The sequence below is a fragment of the Microbacterium sp. NPDC007973 genome, from assembly GCF_042958465.1.
GTDB lineage: Bacteria > Actinomycetota > Actinomycetes > Actinomycetales > Microbacteriaceae > Microbacterium > Microbacterium galbum.
In genome coordinates this window covers 920,745-938,386 of the sequence record NZ_JBIBJJ010000001.1, presented here as the reverse complement: position 1 = coordinate 938,386, position 17,642 = coordinate 920,745, and the positions used below count along the sequence as shown (strand labels likewise).

Annotated in this window: 14 protein-coding genes; 6 read left to right on the top strand and 8 right to left on the bottom strand. The window is 66.2% G+C overall.

Features of this window, described 5'->3' with window-relative positions; translation table 11 throughout:
* Positions 1 to 96 precede the first annotated feature (96 nt).
* Positions 97 to 924, top strand: coding sequence for a hypothetical protein (locus ACFZA2_RS04695; protein WP_391401233.1), 828 nt, complete (start codon positions 97 to 99; stop codon positions 922 to 924).
* 16 nt (positions 925 to 940) lie between these two features.
* Here the strand turns inward: ACFZA2_RS04695 and ACFZA2_RS04690 are convergent, their stop codons facing one another.
* From ACFZA2_RS04690 to ACFZA2_RS04670, 5 genes are read right to left on the bottom strand one after another with little or no spacing between them, the layout of a single operon-like run.
* Positions 941 to 2,170: a hypothetical protein gene (locus ACFZA2_RS04690; protein WP_391401230.1), complete on the bottom strand. Its 1,230-nt coding sequence runs from the start codon at positions 2,168 to 2,170 to the stop codon at positions 941 to 943.
* Complete coding sequence (locus ACFZA2_RS04685) at positions 2,151 to 3,590, bottom strand: hypothetical protein (protein WP_391401227.1); 1,440 nt, start codon at positions 3,588 to 3,590, stop codon at positions 2,151 to 2,153. The genes ACFZA2_RS04690 and ACFZA2_RS04685 overlap by 20 nt, the downstream gene beginning before the upstream one ends.
* Positions 3,587 to 4,681 carry a glycosyltransferase family 4 protein gene (locus ACFZA2_RS04680; RefSeq protein ID WP_391401224.1) on the bottom strand — a complete coding sequence of 365 codons (1,095 nt, stop codon included), beginning with the start codon at positions 4,679 to 4,681 and terminating at the stop codon, positions 3,587 to 3,589. The genes ACFZA2_RS04685 and ACFZA2_RS04680 overlap by 4 nt, the downstream gene beginning before the upstream one ends.
* Positions 4,678 to 5,379, bottom strand: coding sequence for an acyltransferase (locus ACFZA2_RS04675; protein WP_391401221.1), 702 nt, complete (start codon positions 5,377 to 5,379; stop codon positions 4,678 to 4,680). The genes ACFZA2_RS04680 and ACFZA2_RS04675 overlap by 4 nt, the downstream gene beginning before the upstream one ends.
* Before the next feature lie 3 nt (positions 5,380 to 5,382).
* The gene (locus ACFZA2_RS04670; protein WP_391401218.1) at positions 5,383 to 6,543 is read right to left on the bottom strand and encodes a glycosyltransferase; all 1,161 of its coding nucleotides are present in this window, start codon (positions 6,541 to 6,543) and stop codon (positions 5,383 to 5,385) included.
* Positions 6,544 to 6,707: 164 nt separating this feature from the next.
* Between ACFZA2_RS04670 and ACFZA2_RS04665 the strand changes: the two genes are divergently transcribed.
* A complete protein-coding gene (locus ACFZA2_RS04665; RefSeq protein WP_391401215.1) occupies positions 6,708 to 8,471 on the top strand; it encodes a DUF4012 domain-containing protein in 1,764 nt (587 codons plus the stop codon).
* A 67-nt stretch (positions 8,472 to 8,538) separates the two neighbouring features.
* Here ACFZA2_RS04665 and ACFZA2_RS04660 read toward each other — a convergent pair whose 3' ends face one another.
* Positions 8,539 to 8,823: a hypothetical protein gene (locus tag ACFZA2_RS04660; protein ID WP_391401212.1), complete on the bottom strand. Its 285-nt coding sequence runs from the start codon at positions 8,821 to 8,823 to the stop codon at positions 8,539 to 8,541.
* A complete protein-coding gene (locus ACFZA2_RS04655; protein ID WP_391401209.1) occupies positions 8,820 to 9,302 on the bottom strand; it encodes a GtrA family protein in 483 nt (160 codons plus the stop codon). The genes ACFZA2_RS04660 and ACFZA2_RS04655 overlap by 4 nt, the downstream gene beginning before the upstream one ends.
* A gap of 89 nt (positions 9,303 to 9,391) precedes the next feature.
* Between ACFZA2_RS04655 and ACFZA2_RS04650 the strand changes: the two genes are divergently transcribed.
* Genes ACFZA2_RS04650 through ACFZA2_RS04640 form a run of 3 tightly spaced genes read left to right on the top strand, consistent with a single transcriptional unit; the run spans position 9,392 to position 12,161 of the window.
* Positions 9,392 to 10,147 (top strand): glycosyltransferase family 2 protein, encoded by a 756-nt coding sequence (locus ACFZA2_RS04650; RefSeq protein WP_076673662.1) that lies wholly within the window; start codon positions 9,392 to 9,394, stop codon positions 10,145 to 10,147.
* 2 nt (positions 10,148 to 10,149) lie between these two features.
* Positions 10,150 to 10,626, top strand: a complete 477-nt coding sequence (locus ACFZA2_RS04645) for a VanZ family protein (RefSeq protein WP_391401206.1) — start codon at positions 10,150 to 10,152, stop codon at positions 10,624 to 10,626.
* The gene (locus ACFZA2_RS04640; RefSeq protein ID WP_391401203.1) at positions 10,623 to 12,161 is read left to right on the top strand and encodes a hypothetical protein; all 1,539 of its coding nucleotides are present in this window, start codon (positions 10,623 to 10,625) and stop codon (positions 12,159 to 12,161) included. Before ACFZA2_RS04645 ends, ACFZA2_RS04640 begins: the two co-directional genes overlap by 4 nt.
* Before the next feature lie 32 nt (positions 12,162 to 12,193).
* On the opposite strand, the gene ACFZA2_RS04635 is transcribed toward ACFZA2_RS04640, so the two are convergent.
* Entirely contained in the window at positions 12,194 to 13,654 is a 1,461-nt protein-coding gene (locus ACFZA2_RS04635) for a glycosyl hydrolase (protein ID WP_391401200.1), read from the bottom strand.
* Between the two features lie 1,152 nt (positions 13,655 to 14,806).
* Between ACFZA2_RS04635 and ACFZA2_RS04630 the strand changes: the two genes are divergently transcribed.
* On the top strand, positions 14,807 to 17,642 hold a 2,836-nt coding region (locus ACFZA2_RS04630), incomplete at its 3' end, for a heparinase II/III family protein (RefSeq protein WP_391401197.1).

Here is a 17,642-nt window from a genome sequence, read left to right as displayed (position 1 = left end):
TGAGTCTTCACCCTGGCGCGCAAGCCGCAGCGACGCCTCGCGGCCGCCCCGCATCCTCCACCCGGGCGCCGCGGGTGAAACCCGTATGCTGAGCGGGTGAATGATGCTGCCGTCGACCCGAGCCGACGATCCCGTCGGGAAGCACGCGTCGCTAACAGCGTCGCGATCGGCGGCGACTCTCCAATCCCGGCGGACATCGGCGGCACGGCCGCGGAGCGGCCCGAGAGCCGGGTCGTGGGCCGAGCGTCTTCGACACCGCGGCGCGGCGCGGGCTTCGCCGGCACGTGGAAACCCCTCGCCGCCGCGCTCGGGGCGCTCGTCGTCGCGCTCGCCGTCGGCTCGCTCGCCTCGATCGCCTTCGACGGAGACTCCGGACGCAGCATCGGCGGGCTCGCGGCCGCTCTCATCCTCGGCGCGACGGGACTCGCGCTGACGGCCCGGACGCGCTTCGCCGGATTCTTCTCGCTGCGGGCGCTCGATGTGCTCTGGGCCCTCGTGCTCGGTGTCATCCTGCCGTTCCTCACCGGCGTCTTCGCCCCTGACCTCGGGTTCCCCGCTCTCGCGGCCCTGTCCCCCCGCTGGCTCCTGCTCGGCGTCGCCGCACCCTTCGTCGTCGTGCTGGGCCTGATGTTCTTCGCGATCTTCTTCGTCTACCCCGCCGCCGAGTCCTTCGCCGCCACGCGCCTGACGCCGGTCTGGAGCCGGGTCGCGGCTGCAGCCGCGTCGACGCTCGCCTTCGCCGTCGTGCCGGCCGTGTTCTCTCCGACGGTGTCGGGGATGCCGCGTGCTTTCCTCATCGGCCTCGGCCTGGCGGCATCCGTCTTCGTCGCCCTGTCGCGTCGGCCGTGGGGGCCTCTGCTCGCCGGTCTGATCTTCACCGCCGTCTGGGTCGCGATGTCGGCCGCCGGTTACCTCCTGGCCTGATCGGCCGCGACGAGGGTCACCGACCGCGCAGAACCGGCACCGCCGCGACGCTCAGCGCCAGCAAGGCCGCGAGCTGAACGGCAGCCACGCCGGCGGCGGCGCCCGCGACCCCGCCGAGGCCCGCGCCGATGAGGACCGCGGGCACGATCAGCACGGCCGCCACGCACACCGAGGCCAGATAGGCGCCGTCGCGCCCGGATGGCAGGACGACGCACATTCCGAGGGCGGTCGCCAGGGTCATAGCGGCGAGGGCGACGCCACCGAACAGAGCGGTGAGGGGGGTTATCTCGAAGCCCGGACCGAGCACGATCGGGGTCGCCCAGGGGACCACCAGCGCGAATCCGGCGCCGAGCCCGATCGCGAGCAGCCCGTGGAGGCCGACCGCGCGGCGCATCCGTCGGAGCCCGGCGGCTCCGGCCGCGGACGATACCCACCCCTGGAACGACGACGTGATCATGTACACGCCGATGTAGCCGTACTTCAGCACGCGATCGAAGGGGGCGAAGCCGATCGCCGCGGGTGAGGTGGCCACGCCGAGGGTGGACAGCGGCGCCGTCTCCGAGAACGTCAGCAGGCCGGCGGCCAGCGCCGTGCGCCAGCCCCCGCGGTAGGCCGACCGCGCGTCGCGCAGGGTCTCGCCGACCGCGAACCGCTCACGCAGGCCGATCAGCCACGTGGCGACGACGAACGCCGCGAGGGTTCCGGCCAGCAGGATCACCGGGTAGAGCAGGGGGATGCCGGTGACCAGGGCCAGGACGGCGCCGACGAGGTTCAGCACGATGCGGGGCAGGGCGTCGAACACGAGAGACAGCAGGGGGCGGCCGACGCCGACCGCGTACCAGCTGAGGGAGAGTCCCTGCAGCGAGAAGGCCAGGGCCGAGACGATCGCGAGCGCGTGATCGTCGGCGTGGCTCGCGAGAGCGGCGACGACGGCCACGATGGGCAGGATCACCACGCTGTTGGCACCGCGCACGGCGATGCTGGCGCGGAAGACGCGGGAGGGGTGCGAGGACCGAGCCGCCTCCACCGGACCCCGCACGGCCCACCCGAAGGTGATGAGGGTCGCCGCGAGCGTTCCGAGCGCTTGACCGATCGCGACCTCCGCGAACCCCGTGGGTCCGGCCGCCCGGGTGATGAGCGGCAGCGCGATCAGGGGCGAGATGGCCGAGAGAGCGGAGACCCCGGTCAGCAGGGCGACGCTGCGGGCGCGATGCGGTCGCGGCGCCTCAGGAGCGGTCGAGGTCACGCTCGTCCTCGGTCAGGGGCCTCAGCAGCACCGCGATGAGGATCCACGTGATCGCGAACCAGAACATGCTCGTGAGCGTCGCCGACAGCGCGTACGAGGCGAGCAGGCCCGCCGCGATCGGCTTGCGCGGGCGCGGGACGCACACGAAGACCGTGACGAACAGCGCGACGAGCAGCCCGAGACCGACGATTCCTCCGTCGTAGAGCACCTGCACGGGCAGCATGATGATGTGCCCGCTGACTCCGGGGGTGCCGGGCTGTTCGTGTCGCAGGCCGAAGGTGTTCGTGCCGTTGCCGAGCCACAGGTTGACGCCCTTCATTTCCTGCGCGGCGAGACCGGCGACCTCGAGACGGAAGCCGATCGTGCCGCCCTGGAAGTCGACGTCGCCGATCTTGTTCTGCTGCTCGGGGTTGGTCGGGTCGGGGATGCGGGTGGCCTGCGGTGCGGGGCTGGCCGGGACGCTGCTGTCGGCGGACGGCGACGGCGAGGCCGTGACATCGTCGACGAGCTGCGTGGGCGATGCAGCGGGGGCGGATGCCGAGGGCGCATCGCCGGCGGGGAGGGTGCGGTCCGCCGGCGCGGCGTTGCCGACGGCGGCGACGATCCCGTACGTCACGACGAGCGTCACGCCCAGGATCGCGGTGGGCAGGATGCGCGTGAAACGCGTGCGCCAGGTCGAGCGAGTCGAGAACAGGGTGAACAGCGCGAAGACGCCGAGCCCGAGCACGAGGCTGAATACCGCGGTCCGGGTCTGGGAAGCCACGAGACCGAGGGGGACCGCGATCGCGATCGCCGCCGTCTCCCATCGCCCGATTCCCCGGCGCGTGATGGTGAGCAGCGTCCAGAAGATCAGGATCGACGCGTAGATGTTCGCCTCGATCGCGGTGAGGCGAGTGACGTAGACCTCGTAGAGCCAGTCGAAGTCCGTGCCGAGGGCCACCTGCCCGCGCGTGAGGTTGGCGACGACGAAGGCCGCGAAACCGACCAGCGCCCACGGGGCGACCGACCAGCGCCCGACGCGTCCGGCGAGGTCGGCCCCCTCGGCGACCGTCATCAGCGAGACCAGCAGGAGAAGATCGATGAACAGCCAGATCAGGATCGAGGAGCTCCAGCTCAGGCTTGGCGAGAAGACCAGAGTCGAGATCACGTTCCACGCGACGAACGCCGCGAACACGAGGGGAACGGGATGCCGCAGCGCGCGCAGGAACGCGGGCCGTAACGCGGGGTGCATGATCATCCAGGCCGCGAGGGCCAGGGGGACCACCTGTTCGACGCGCACGCGGAAGCCGGCGATCTCGGCGTCGTAGCGCCCGAGGAAGGAGCTGATCACGACGGCGACGATGAGGCCGAACGTCACCAGACGCGTGCGTCGCGAGAGGCTCGGGGCGCTGTAGGCCGCGGCGATCGACACGTTCTTCACGACATCTCCCGGTTCCACAATTCGAAAGCGATCCGCCGATCGAAGGTCTCGCGGGAGAAGAGTCGGTCGAAGCGCTCGCGAGCGGATGAGGCCGCGGCGCGCACGGCGTCTTCGTCCAGCGCGTCGAGCGCCGCCGTCCACGCGCCGACGTCGCCGGGGGTCACCAGGAGCGGGCTGTCGCCGGCGATCTCCCTCAGCCCTCCGCCGTCGCTCGCGAGGAGCGCGCGCCCCGCCCCGAGCGCCTCGATGGCGATCGTCGGAAGGGGGTCGGGCAGGATGCTGGGGACCACCACGACGTGTGCGGCGTCGATGTGGGCGCGCACGTCGGGGGTCGGGCCGACGATCGAGATGCTCTGCCGTCTCGGTGAGCTCGCAACCAATGCCGGCACGTCGACCGACTCGCCGCTGGGCGGTCGGTCGCCGAGCACCTCGAGGGTGAGGTCGTCACGCCGCGTGGAGCCCCAGGCTTCGAGGAGGACGGAATGGCCCTTCCACGCGTTCCACCGGCTGGCGACGACCACTTTGATGCCGTCGGTGAAGGAGGGAAGAGCGACGGGCGCGGCAGCGTCGAATCCGTTGTTGACGACGCGCGTGCGCGCGCGCAGCGGCGCGGGCAGCACGTCGGCGACCGCGGAGCTGACCGCGATGATCTTCTGCGCGAAGCGGAGGAAGGGGACCACTGCTCGCGATCGCTCATCGATGTGCTCGTGCAGGTGAAGAACGACCCGCGCGGCGGACAGGCGGGCCGCGGGGGCGGTCAGCGCGGCCGCGGCGGTGTTGAGGTAGACGAGGTCGGCACGAGCCGCGAGCAGGCGCACGCTCGTCGTGATCGTGCGCCACGCAAGGCCCGGGAGCTTCGCGGGCCGCAAGTACGCCCGCCGCATGATCGGTAGCGGCAGGCGGCGCACGCGGATGCCCATCGCGCTCAGAGCCGTCGACAGCTGTCGCTCGGGGTAGTCCAGGTCGGTCGGCAGCCACACCTCGACCCGGACGTCGTCCGGGGCGGTGCGCAGGACCTCGAGCAGCACGCGATCCGCACCGTACATCTCATCGGAGGGGTGGATGACGATGCAGCGACGGTCCCGCTTCACTCGGCGCTCCGCGACTTGAGCTCTCGTGCGGGGATTCCCCCGTACACCGCCCCCGCGGGCACGTCGCGCGTCACGACGGCGCCGGCGGCGACGACCGCTCCGTCGCCGATCGTCACGCCCGAGGTGATGGTGACACCACTGGCGATCCAGCATCCGGAACCGATCGTGATGGGCGACCACTCGACCCCCTGCGACTTGACGTCGAGGGAGGGGTCGCTCATGACGTGGTCTTCGGCGAAGACGCGTACGCCCGGGCCGAGCATCGTCTTCTCGCCGATCGTGACTCCGCCGGAGCAGCCGATGTAGCAGCCCGGTGAGAGGCTGCTCCCGTCGCCCATGACCAGACCCACTCCGATCGCGCGCGAGTAATAGCTGCTGGGGCGGATCAGCGTTCCGGCTCCGATCGAGACACGATCGCCGAAGCGGATGCCGTCACGGCTCAGGCCCTGGATCTCGGCGAAGTCCTCCACGATCAGGTCGGCACCGGCATGGATCAGGTGGGGGTTTCGCACCCGGACGCCGCGGCCGATGAGGGGGACGCCTCGCGACGAGCCCAGTCGCGGAGCCAGGAGCGCACCACGCACGGCCATCGGACCGACTTTCGCGGCGAGCTGGGCGCTCACGATGCGCCACCGCTGGCTGCCGGCTTCGCGCAGACGCTCACGCTGCTCGTGGATGATCTTGCCCGCGATTCCCATGGCTCAGCGCTTCCGCCCGCTCGGTGTGGTCGAGGGCGTCCGGCCCCCGCGTCCGGGAAGATGCTCGCGCAGCAGCCTCTCGTAGGCGGCGTTCACACCCTCCCAGGAGTATGCGTCCTGCGCACGAGCGACCGCGGCCTCGCTGAGGCGTTGCTGACGCTCGGGGTCGGTGAGCAACGCGCGGAGTCCGGCCTCGATCTCTGCGGGATCGGGCCCGGTGAAGGCTCCGGCATCGGTACCCAGCACCTCGCGGGCGTGCACGGTGTCGCGCGCGATGATGGGCGCACCGGCAGCCATCGCCTGCACGAGGGCGGGATTGGTGCCCCCGACGCTGTGACCGTGGAAGTAGGCACCGGCGTGCTGCCACAGGCTGTGCAGCCGGTTGTCGTCGTGCACGTGGCCGAACCAGTGAAACCGGGGGAGACGCCGATCCAGATCAGCGGCTCGGGCGTCCAGCTCTCCGCCGTACCCCGACGAGCCGACGACGATCACATCGTGCGTCGCAGCGAGCCGCTCGGCGGCGTCGAAGAACTGGCCGACCGTGTTCTCGGGCACGAATCTCGCCACGACGAGGGCGTATCCGCGGTGCGTGAACCCGGGCTCGATCGGCAGGGGCGGGGGAATGTCGGCTCCGTACGGGATGAACGTCCCGCCGACACCGAACTTCTGCTGCCAGGCGTCGCCGATCGTTCGCGCGTCGACGACCCGTTCCGTCGCCCATCGGGCGGTGACCCGGGCGCCGGCGCGGAAGACGGCCTTGCCGAGGGCGCTCCACTTCTCGCGCTCCCACTCCAGTCCGTCGACGTTGACGATGGTCGGGATGCCGCGGGCTCGCAGCAGCGGGAGCCAGAAGCCGTTCGCGACGTTCATGATGAGCGCGACGTCGGGCTTGCGGCGCATCGCGTCGAGAGTGGAGGTCAGCCCGTACGAGAGAGTGCTGAGGGCCTTGGAATCGACGCCCGTGGTCACGCGCGACACGACGCGGCGGTCGCGCTCAGGGTCCGCGGGATCGGTTGCGCCGGGCCGGCCGTACACGGTGACGTCCCAGCCGTGGTCGACCAGGTAGGGCGACAGTCGCCGGACGGCGGTTTCGAATCCGCCGTAATAACTTGGGTATCCGCGCGTTCCAATGATGGCTACGGCAGGCGTGTGGTTCTCGGCCACGCGTCTCCTCGGGTTTTCGGGTTGGCGTCGGTGGCGACTTCTCGAAATTCCGCGCGTGTGCACACAGCAGACGTTGCCCCCAACTTCGGTAGCATACCGATCTACGCGGCGGCCCCCTGCCGCGTCGCACGCCGAACCCCGACTCTCGGCGCGATCGGATGGACATGTCGCAGCCTTTTCTCGCCCGCCTGACGCCCGTCAGAATCGCCTGGATCGCTCTTGCGGTCATCGCGGCGTTCCTTCTGGCGCTGATTGTTGCGGTTGGTGTCGGCGCATTCATTGCGCAGAAGGAATTGCGCGCCGCGGTGCCTCTTGTTGCGAAGATGCAGTCGCAGTTCGGGTCCGATGACCGCGCGGCGCTGGCGGCATCCGTCGACTCACTGCAGCAGCACGCGTCCGCCGCCCGCGGCGCCGCCGACACCCCGTTGTGGTGGGTCGCTGAGCAGGCGCCGTTCGTCGGATCCACGCTCCACGCCGTCCGTTCGTCGACGATTGCCGTCGACGAACTCGCCTCCGGCGTCCTTCCTGTTCTGTCCGACGTCGACCCGGCGGTGCTGAAGCCGCAGGGGGGAGCCTTCGACGTCGCCGCGCTCAGCCAGTTGGCCGAGCCGGTGTCGACTGCCGCCGTCGCCGGCGAGCAGGCCGCCGACGCCCTTCACGGGGTGAACGCCGCGGAGCTCCCCGGTGCTCTGCAGCAGCCGATCTCGCAGCTCGTCGGTGCGGTCACCGCGCTGCAGCCCGCTCTCTCGCGCGCGGCGGAGGTCATGCCGGTGCTGCCCGCGATGATGGGACAGGACGGTCCTCAGGATTACCTCCTACTCGTCCAGAACAATGCCGAAGCTCGCGGTACCGGTGGCATCCCCGCGTCGGTGGTGATGTTGCGTTTCGACGCGGGAAAGCTGTCGATCGCTGCGCAGGCGACGAGTCGTGATTTCACCAACAAGCGAGCGACACCGATCATGCCGCTCGATCCCGAAGTGGTGAAGCTGTTCGACGACAAGGTCGGACGGTACTCGCAGGACATCACCTCCACCCCGGACTTCGCTCTTTCCGCTGAATTGGCGAAGCAATTCTGGACCGAGTCCTTCGGTACTCCGGTCAACGGCGTGATCTCGATCGATCCGGTGATGCTCTCCTACATTCTCGAGGCGACCGGTCCCATCACCCTCGCCACGGGAGACGAGCTGACCTCGTCCGACGCGGTGAAGATCCTGCTCAGCGATGTGTACGCGCGCTACCCGAAGAACGCGGATCAGGATGCGTTCTTCTCGTCCGCGGCCGTCGAGGTGTTCGACGCCGTCTCATCGGGCGACTTCTCTCCCGTCCCCTTCGCCGGGGCGGTGGTGAAAGCCGTCGACGAGCACCGCGTCCTCTTCCACTCCTTCGACGAGAACGTCGAGTCGGCCTTCGCCGGTTCGCGTCTGCTCGGACCTCTGCCAGCGACGGACGATCCCGCGACGCCCACCCTCGGGGTGTTCGTGAACGACCTCACCGAAGGAAAGCTCAGCTACTACACCTGGATGTCCGCCGAGGTGCAAGTGAACCGGTGCGCAGCCCTCCCGACGTACACGACAGTCGTCACGTTCGTGAACGGGGTGGATAGAGCGACCTCGGACGGCCTCGTCGACTACGTCGACGGAGCGCGGCATTACGACAAGGGCACGATCGGCACAGACCTGCAGTTCTATGGACCGAGCGGCTCGACGTTCGTGGGTGCGGCACTCGACGGCGTCGACGTCTCGATCACCACGGGCGAGCATCTCGGGCGACCCGTCGGGCGCATGTGGGTGGTCAATCCGCCGCAGTTCGTCCACACCCTCGCCGTCCAGTTCCAGGGGACGGCGGATGATGGCGACGACGTCGCGATCGTGCACACTCCGATGGTGAACCCGGTCAACACCACCGTGGTCGAGGTGCCCTGTAGCTGAACTTCGGCCCCTTCCGTTCCCGGCGGGGCGGGGCGGCGGCGGGCGGAGCCGGTGCGCTGAGACCGCCTCAGAGAACGACGAACAGGTAGGCGTACGCCGCGAGTAGCCCGAGGTTGATCAGTCCCGCGATCGGGGCGAGCAGGCCGACCGAGCCGCGCCGCAGAATTACCGCGACGACGGCGAGGGCCAGGCCGAGCACGGCACCCGCGGCGCTCAGGGCGAGAGTGCCCGTGAGCGACAGCGTCTCGACGAAGGCTGCCCAGAGGCGCGCCACGACCGCCAGTTGCACCCCGAGGGAAGCGAGCGCGGCGAGCAGAGACAGGGTGCCGAGCACGCGGGGGGCGGTTTTCACGGGGCGAGCCTACCCGAGGGGTTCTCCGCGGCCGGAATCGCTCGCGCCGGCGGGAACACGACGAAGTGGTAGAGAACGAACCGGATGACGGTCACCCCGCCGATCGCGAAAAGGTTGACCACATTGAGGCCGACGGGATCGGCTGATCCGAACACTGCCTCGAGGGCGCGTGCTCCGAGCCACACGGCGCCCGCCCCGAGTGCCGTGCACGCGGCGTTGACGAGGAGGAACTTCACCATCTGCCGCCCGGCGCCCGTGCGCGCTCGTGATCGGAAGGCCCACTCGCGGTTGCCGATGTAGGCGTTGACGAGGGCGATGAGCGACGCGACGATCTTCGCGGCGACGGGACCCATCCCCGTCAAGAGCAGCAGATTGAACGAGACGATCTCGATCGCGGTGCTGATCGCGCCCACGACGAGGAAGCGGGCTGACAGAGCGCCCGCGCGATTAAGATTCCGGCTGCGCCCCACGAGTGTCATACGCTACATGTTCGGGGGAATTGCCGGGTGAATCCGTCCCGGCTGAGAGCGGGGATGCCAGGGTGCAGGCGCAAGACCATGTTGCGGTCGTGATACCGGCCTTTAATGAGGCCGAGGCCCTGCCGTCCTTCCTCGCAGAGATCCACGCCTCGTTCGAGAGCATCGGTGTCTCCGTTTCCGTGATCGTGGTCGACGATGCTTCCACGGATGCCACCAGCGACGCGGCCGCTCCCCTCGCCGACGTCATCCGCTCCCCGCGCAACCAGGGTCACGGCCCCACAGCGCTCGCCGCGTACGAACAGGGCCTCCGCAGCGGAGCCGGGATCATCGTGCACGTCGACGGCGACGGGCAGTTCTACGGAGACGACATCGCCCGCGTAGCGTCGGCTCTCGACCACGCCGAGGCCGATGTCGTGCACGGCGTGCGACGCGGGCGCACCGATCCCTGGTTCCGGCGCGCCTTGAGCGGGCTGGTGCGGTTCGCGGTGTTCCTGTTGTGCGGGAGGTCCGTCCCCGACGTCAACACGCCTCTCCGCGCCTACGGGCAGGCGGCTTTGCGCCGCCTCGTCGACGGTGTCCCGGCGGACGCCCTCGTCCCTCACGTGCATTTCTCCATCTCCGAAGCACGCGAACGGCTGCGGGTGCGGTACGTCTCCGTCGCCAGCATCCCCCGCCGCGGCGCGGTCGCACAGGGCACGATGTGGGGTGGCGGGCGTGCGCGTGCCGTACTGCCTCCCCGTCGTCTCGTGCGATTCGCTGCCCGAGCGCTCGGTGAACTGTGGCGGGTCGACATCCTCGGCTCCGTTCGGCGCGGGGTTCCGCACGACGCGACCGTGCGCGGCTGATCGTGCGTCACCTGTTCGCCTGGACGGGTCTGGGGCTCTGCCTCGCCGTCGTGCTGGCGGCCACGTTGTCGCCGACACCGATAGACCAGGGATACGAGAGCGCCATCGAACGCGTCCTGTCTATCCTGCATCGCAACGGTGCTCCGGGGTGGTTCGGCTACCGCTGGCTCGAGTTCTCGGCGAATATCGCCATGTTCGTCCCCCTGGCGTATTTCCTCTCCCTCGTCTTCCCGACGCGATTCCTGTGGCTGGCGCTGCCCCTCGTGCCCGCCCTGTCGGTCGCACTCGAGACGCTGCAGTTCTTCGTGCTGCCGGCGCGCTTCGCAACCGTCAACGACGTGGTCGCCAACACCGTGGGGGGTTGGGTGGGAGTCGCCGCGGCGGCGGCGACGGTGGCTGCCGTCCACGCCCGGGACCGGCGCGTGCTGCAGAAGTGGCGTGAGCGCAACGTCGTCGGTGTCCGCGAGTCCGTCGGATGACGCGCCTGACCGCGCGCCCCGCGCTGCTCACGGCGGCATCCGCCCTCATTGTGAGCCTGTCTGCCTACGTGCCGATGATCGTCAGCGGTCACATCACGCGTGACTCCGGAGTCTTCCTCTACACGGGAATGGTCGTCTCGCGCGGGGGAATGCCCTATGTCGACTCGTGGGATCACAAGGGCCCGCTCCTCGCGGTGATCGAGACCCTCGCGTGGCGTCTCGGGGGTGGCATCGTCGGTGCTCCGATCCTCGAGGCGATCGTCCTCTTCTTCGGGCTCACCGTCGCGGGCCTGATTTGGGCGCGGTGGATCCGCGCATGGGCGGCCGTGGTCGTGCTCATCACCGGCGTGACCTATCTCGGGGTGTTCGAGGGGGGCAACTTCACGGAGACGTGGCTGTTCCCGTTCCAACTCGTCGCCTACAGCCTCGTCGCGGACATCGTGCTGCGCTTCGGGCGGGACGCTCCCGCAAGGATCCTCGTCGGAGCAGGCATGACACTCGGCCTCGCGGTATCCGTCGGTCTGTTCACCCGTATGAACAACGTCGCGGGTCTGCTGGTGCTGGCGGGTGTGTGCGTCGTCTTCTTCCGGCGGCGCCTCGCCGTCGCTGCGTCCGTCATCGGCGTCATCGCCGCGGTCGGCGTGGCGCTGACCCTGTGGTTGTGGACGGGTGATGCCCTGCGGGCGGCGGTGGACCAGTACGTGCGATACAACCTCTTCTACTCCGAGGGCACGCCGCTGGGGGAGCGCGTCGCTTCCTTCGCGACGCTGGCCCAGCTGCTCGTCTCGGGAGCGATTGTCGCGGCCGCGCTCGTCATGATCGGCGCCGTCCTCATGAAACGGATCGTCGCGAGGGGTACGTGGCCACCGGCCATGACCGTCATCGTCGTCTTCATCGGAGTCGGAGTGGTCGACGCGCTCTCTCAGATGGCGTCCGGCCGGCCCTACCCGCACTATCTCGTCGTGGCGATCGCCGGATTCGCCGTCGCTGTCGCCGGAGCCGGTGCCGAGGTGTCGTCGTCGGTCGGGGAGTGGTGGCGCAGAGAAGCACGCGCTCGGCAGCGTGCGACCCGAGCGGTCGGACTCATTGCGCTCGCGGCGATCGTGCTGTCCAGCTCGAGCTCGACCGCCCTGCAGGGCCTTCGCACCACGCTCGGCGCGGGCGTTTTCACCGCCGGCTCGTACCAGGCGCAGATCGTCGACCGTGTCCTCGCCGAGACGAGTCCCGACGACCGTGTGCTCGTGCACGGCGCCGAAACATGGATCCTGGCGGCGTCGCAGCGGCTGTCGCCGACGGCGATCACCTACTCTTTACCGGTCGAGCAGGGATACGCAGGCTTGCCGGAGCAGTACCTGGCAGAGGTGACGGCTTTCCCTCCGGCTCTCATCGTGGAGTCGCCCGAGTCGTGCGGGATCTCCATCGCGTGTCCGGCGGACAAGGATCTGTTCGCGGGGCTGGCGCCGTGGGTGGCCGCGTCATACGCCTTGGAGGGCGACGTCACGGGGTTCCGGTTCTGGCGGCGACTTGACGGTTAATCTGCATGCAGATCCACGGAGTGTGAGCGAGATCACTTCGTCCGCCTCGTCTCTACGACTATCACAGGGTCGGTCGTGACCTGAATGCTGGTGGAGCCGACCCCTAGTTCGTTCCGCATGGGCTCTCCGAGAAAATCGACAAGGGACGTGTCGTATTCCGGAAATGCCCGGAAGGAAACATTTTCCTTCTTCTCTGAGGAATCGGCGAACGGAGTTTCCAGCCACATGACGGTCCGTCGATCGCCAGACGGGTTTGTAAATTGAAAAGACCGAACATCTCCTTCGAAGGAGGATGATGTCATCTCAAACCCGCTAAGGAGGCGAATGAGGCTTGCGGCGGAACCGGCTGCTTGTTTCGGCTGGAAGGCACTAACAGACTTGGACGGTTGTCGGAATAGGCCGTAGTGTGCTTGAGCATCGCTTAGCGCAGTGCCATCGTCGATCGCGTCGTACCAGTAGACTGCTGCGACTGCGGGTGTGGCTTTTAGTGAGGTCAGAATCTCCACTAGCCCCGCGGCCGCTTGCCGCTCGTTGGCAACGCGCCCGACATCGCCGGCTGGCGACTTCGATGTCGTATTCGACAACCCGATCTCGCTGACTATGATAGGAATGCTTTTTGCCTCGTTGTTTTTGCGTAGCAGATCATCCAAGGCGTCAATGTTCTTCAGTAGGGTCGGGATGTCGTTCGAGTACGCGTGCGTTGAAATGGCGTCTGCGTGCCTGAGGCCGCCAGCTGCGATGAACTCCGAGAACCAAGGAATCGGTGTTGTCGAAGTGTTTCCGGCAACTATCTTGACTTCGGGATGTTTCGCCTTCACGCCGTCGTACACTGCTGCAACAAGTTTGGCGTAGCACTTTCCGCTCTGGCACGCGCTCGTGTTTCTTTGGGGTCGGTTAAATTCGTTCCACACCTCCACCGCTTCTATCCTCGGATTCTTATCGAGGACGGTGTTTATATATTCGACGAAGTCATTTCGCATTGCGTTATTGACAGGTGGTGTCAAACCGTCCTTGGACTGCTTGCTGAAGACGCCAGGATTGCCATAGCCGGCGACGAGCATTTGCGAGAAGTTCGCGTCCGATGTGGCCGACGTCGCTTCCAAAGCAAATTCGGGTACCCTGAACGTGGTTGCGGAGGGCTGTACGCTGGCCCACGCGGTTTCATCACGAATTCTGGTGAAGCCCAGTTCGCTTACGAGCGGGACCGTCTCCGCTAGCGGCCATAGTTCCGAAAAGGAGGATTTCCCCCAGTGCGTAGACACACCGAAGAACGTGTCCGGTTGGGTGGGCATCTGCCCTGTCACAAGGAAGTCGGCCTGTACACTCTCGTCGCCATTCTTTGCGTGGATCGTATAGTAGCCGGCGGCGTTCAGCGCCGGCTTTATGGAGATCGACCCCATATTTAGAGTCTTCCCCGCGGCGGCTAAGCCTTTCGAAGGAGTCGTCACCTCCCATTTGATGTTCCCCGGGTCGCCGCTGACCTCGATCGACACGTCGCTTACTGATGTGAAGAGTAGAGAGCTCGACGTGATCCGAAGAGGCTGGCCACGAGTCGACACTGAAGCGATTGCCACGACGACAGAGAGCGCGAGCAGCGACGTGACCAAGATCAGCAGTAACCGTCGAGGGCGCGTTATCGTTTTCACCGAAGACCCCAGCTGCCTAGTCTTGGACCGCGCGGCCGCCTCTCGAGGGCGGCTACTCGTCGAGCATAGACCGTCAGGGGCTGCCCCGCAGATTGCATTCGTACAAACGCCGCCATGTAGCACCGCGCAATAGTGTCGAAGATATCAACGGCTGGGGCGCGATGGGCCGGAGTCGCCGGGCAGCCGGTGCCCCGGAGAGCCGCTGATGGGATCCGCGTGTGTGGAGCGCCGCAGCGCAATGCAGGGCCAGTCTCGACATCGGGCCGTGGCGGTCACGTTCGATGGAACTGTCCTCGAGATGATCTGACGAAACCGAGAGGTTCGCCGGCTGACGGCTGTCAGTCTTCTGTACCGGCATCCGTCACACGGGCTTCAGTGCGGTCACCGGCTGCGCGCCAGTCTCAGAGCATGTCGCTCCTGGCTTGAACTCGCGCTCGCGAGTAACCCGACATTGGCGGAGGCGCCAGGCCGGGCCAGGCGCCTCTCCTTGGCAACACTCCGTTGTTGGCGAACAAGGGACATCGCCCGTGGAGGATGCCCGTGGAGTCGGCGGCAGCAATCACCTATTGCCGTCGATGCCGACGTTCTGAGATCGTCAAGCCCTCACGCGTGAGCGGATTCTGCACAGTGCGGTCCCGCCTAGTAAACACTTATCCCGAAGGTCAATGAGGCTCAGCTGGCCCAGGTGGAGGCTCAGGGGAGCCTCGTGACTTCTGCTGAGTGGGCTTACACCGGTGCTCGTTACGCCCTGGCGAGGCGCCCTTTGTCAGGCGGCGCTGTGGGCAGGCGGTCACTCCTGATCGCGCTTTGAGGCGGGTTGTCTGCGGGGCTCATTTTTGTTCTACTTGCGACAGTAAGGTGTCTCTTCTTCATCAAATATCGTTATGGGGATTTGTAATGCGGGCAGGCATTCGTGCATCCATGGGCGTAGCTAGCGTCGTTCTTACGATGCTAGCTAGCATCTTGACCGGACCGCCCGCGGTGGCGGCAGGTCCGCAGATGCCGGATGTGGGAGAGCATCCTCGCCTGCTCGCGACCGGATCGCGTATGCAGCAACTAAGCGCTCAGGCTGCCAAAGACCCCGTATCCGCCGAGCTCGCAGAATGGGTCAAGTCTTCCGCGAAGAGTCTCCTGAGCGCGGGGAATCTGAAGTACGACACCACCGATGACGGCAACATGCTGGACGACGCTCAGCTCCTCGGGCGACGTCTGCAGGATCTTCTGCTCGCTACACGGCTCACCGGCGACACCGCTTATCAGACGCGGGCTTGGCGTGACGTGTCGCAAGCAATCCGGCTCCCGAGTTGGAACCCCGACCACTTTCTTGACACTGCGGAAATGACCTCAGCACTCGCAATCGCGCTTGACTGGGGTTACTCCGGGTGGACGGCCGCGCAACGCGCCTCCATTGTCGATGCCATTGTGACAAAAGGGCTCCAGCCATCGTTGCCAGTCTATGAAGCGGCCGATAATTCTCCGGGTCCCTATCGGAATATCGGTAACTGGACCGGACGCGCTGACAACGTGAACATAATCGTCAACGCATCGATGGTCGAGGGGGCGATCGCAGTAGCGCGAGAGACCAACTCGCCCGTACCGGGCCAGGTGTACGCCCACGGCATGGAAAGCATCCAGAACGGCCTTCAGGCCTATGCGGATGCGGGGGGCTTCGTGGAGGGGCAGTCTTACTGGGCATACGCTACGCGGCATTTGGCATCGCTTGCCAATACTCTTCAGGCGGCTACCGGTTCTCACCGCGGTGTTCTGGACCGCCCGGGCATACGTGCGGGGCTGAGTTTCATTCTCGGCACACGAATGCCAGCAGGTCAATATGCGACGTTTGCAGATAATCTGGCTTCCATCGACGTAGCTCCCGCTTTTGCTGGACTGGGATATGCGCTTCAAGACCCAGGGTATACGAGCGCCGCGACGCAAGCCCGGTCCTCCCGCTATGCAGCTATGTCCCTTCTGTGGCGCAACCCTGACTTGGATAACGGTGCGAGTTCCGCTCCGCTAGATTACGAGGACAAATCGACCGGGGTTTTCACAAGTCGTGGTTCGCGATCAGATCCTAATTCTACCTTTGTCTCCTTGCGCACTGCTAGCAACCCTAAGCTCAGTCACCAACACATGGACGCCGCTGACTTCGGACTACAAGCTTTGGGAGAGACATGGGCGACTGATTTGGGCCGAGACGAGGCAACGTACAATCTGCTTGAGGAGAAGGGGAACCGCTGGGACTATTACCGCGTCGGCCCTCAGGGGCACAATACTTTGTTGATTAACCCGCAAGCTGGTGTAGTCCCGCAACCAGCTGAACCCACGGTCGCAACGGCATCAGGATTCTCGCCCGAGACCTCTTTCGCAACCACCGATGTGAGCAACTTGTACTCGAATGATGTTCAAAGCTGGCGGAGAGGCGTCGAATTATTCGAACAGCGCACAAGCGTAAGGGTGCAAGATGAGGTAGCGTCCTCTCGCAGGGCATCCATTTTGTGGTCGATGCATACTGGAGCCGATATAGCAATTTCGGCAAGTGGTAAGTCTGCGACCCTATATCAAAATGGTAAGCGTTTGTTTGCGACGCTTGTCAGCCCCTCGAATGCGCAGTTCGAGATTGCTGCAGCTCAGCCGTGGCCCACAATGCCTTCACCCCCGCAGGCGGACAATTCCGGAACACGCAAGCTCATTGTACGAACCGATGTGATCGGTTCGGCCACGATTGCCGTCGATTTCGTCCCCCTCGTGCCCGGGGAGGCTAGCGCACAAGTACCCGCTCCGAGGTCGGTCGTTCCCCTCTCGGCATGGGCCGCTGTCTCGAGTTCAACGGAACTTGCAAGTCTTTCCGTCGATGGCAAGGCTGTAGATGCGTTTCGCCCAGACACCGTGAGTTACCAAGTCCCCGTGACAGGCGTCGTGGCCCCGAATGTGTCAGCGTCAGCGAAGTCCGGCAGTGTCCAGATAAACCAATCAGGTGGCGTTCCGGGGTGGGCAACGGTCACTGTGTCCGCGCCTGGATCGAACCCACGGACGTATCGGATCACTTTCTATCGTCAAGCAATTCAGATCGCAGGGGCGAAAATCTCGGCGTCTGATGGTGGTCGCGCCGAAAACACCTACGACAATGACCGCTCTACTACTTGGTACGCCAACCGTGATCGCGCTGTCGTGACATGGGACCTTGGAGGGCTGAAGCTTTTCAAGGCCGGGCGTTTCGCCTGGACGCCCAATGCAGACGGGACGCCGATCCGCTACCTCCTGGAGACGACATCCGACGGGAAGAGCTGGACGACAGTCAAGTCGCTCGTCCACGCCGGGTCAGAGCAATGGGACGACGCAGTTCTTGGGGGTGCTCGCTGGTCAACTGCTGTGCGCTTGGTGCTGTCGGGGCCAGGGCGGCTTCAAGAAGCCCGACTTTTCGAGTTCGACTATGGACAGGACTGGTACGCGCCACCTGCATCGGTTCTCAGCGGCGCGACCGTTTCTGGGGTGCCTTCTGAAATGAAGGTGGGTGACGTCGCTAATTTGAGCAAAGCGTTCTCATGGACGGGGGCCCCCGGTTCTGCGGAGAGCTCATACGTTTCGAGCGACAGTTCGGTGCTCAGCATCGACGAAAAGGGTGCCATTGTCGCGCACAAGGCGGGCGTAGTTCGTGTCGGAGTGCTGGCGGAAGCTGCGGGTGTGGTGGTGTCGTCGTCTGTTCAAGTGTCAGTAGTAGATCCGAATCGCGTCCGTATTTTTGTGTCGGAGGATGCGTATACGGATAGTGGAAATTCGTCGACTAATTATGGTTCGTCGTGGTCGTTGCGGGTGAAAGGTCCTTTGGCGACGACGG

Coding starts and splice junctions, on each gene's coding strand:
- ACFZA2_RS04675 (WP_391401221.1), bottom strand. CDS start 5,379: ATGGGAATCGCGGGCAAGATCATCCACGAGCAGCGTGAGCGTCTGCGC.
- ACFZA2_RS04665 (WP_391401215.1), top strand. CDS start 6,708: ATGTCGCAGCCTTTTCTCGCCCGCCTGACGCCCGTCAGAATCGCCTGG.
- ACFZA2_RS04655 (WP_391401209.1), bottom strand. CDS start 9,302: ATGACACTCGTGGGGCGCAGCCGGAATCTTAATCGCGCGGGCGCTCTG.
- ACFZA2_RS04640 (WP_391401203.1), top strand. CDS start 10,623: ATGACGCGCCTGACCGCGCGCCCCGCGCTGCTCACGGCGGCATCCGCC.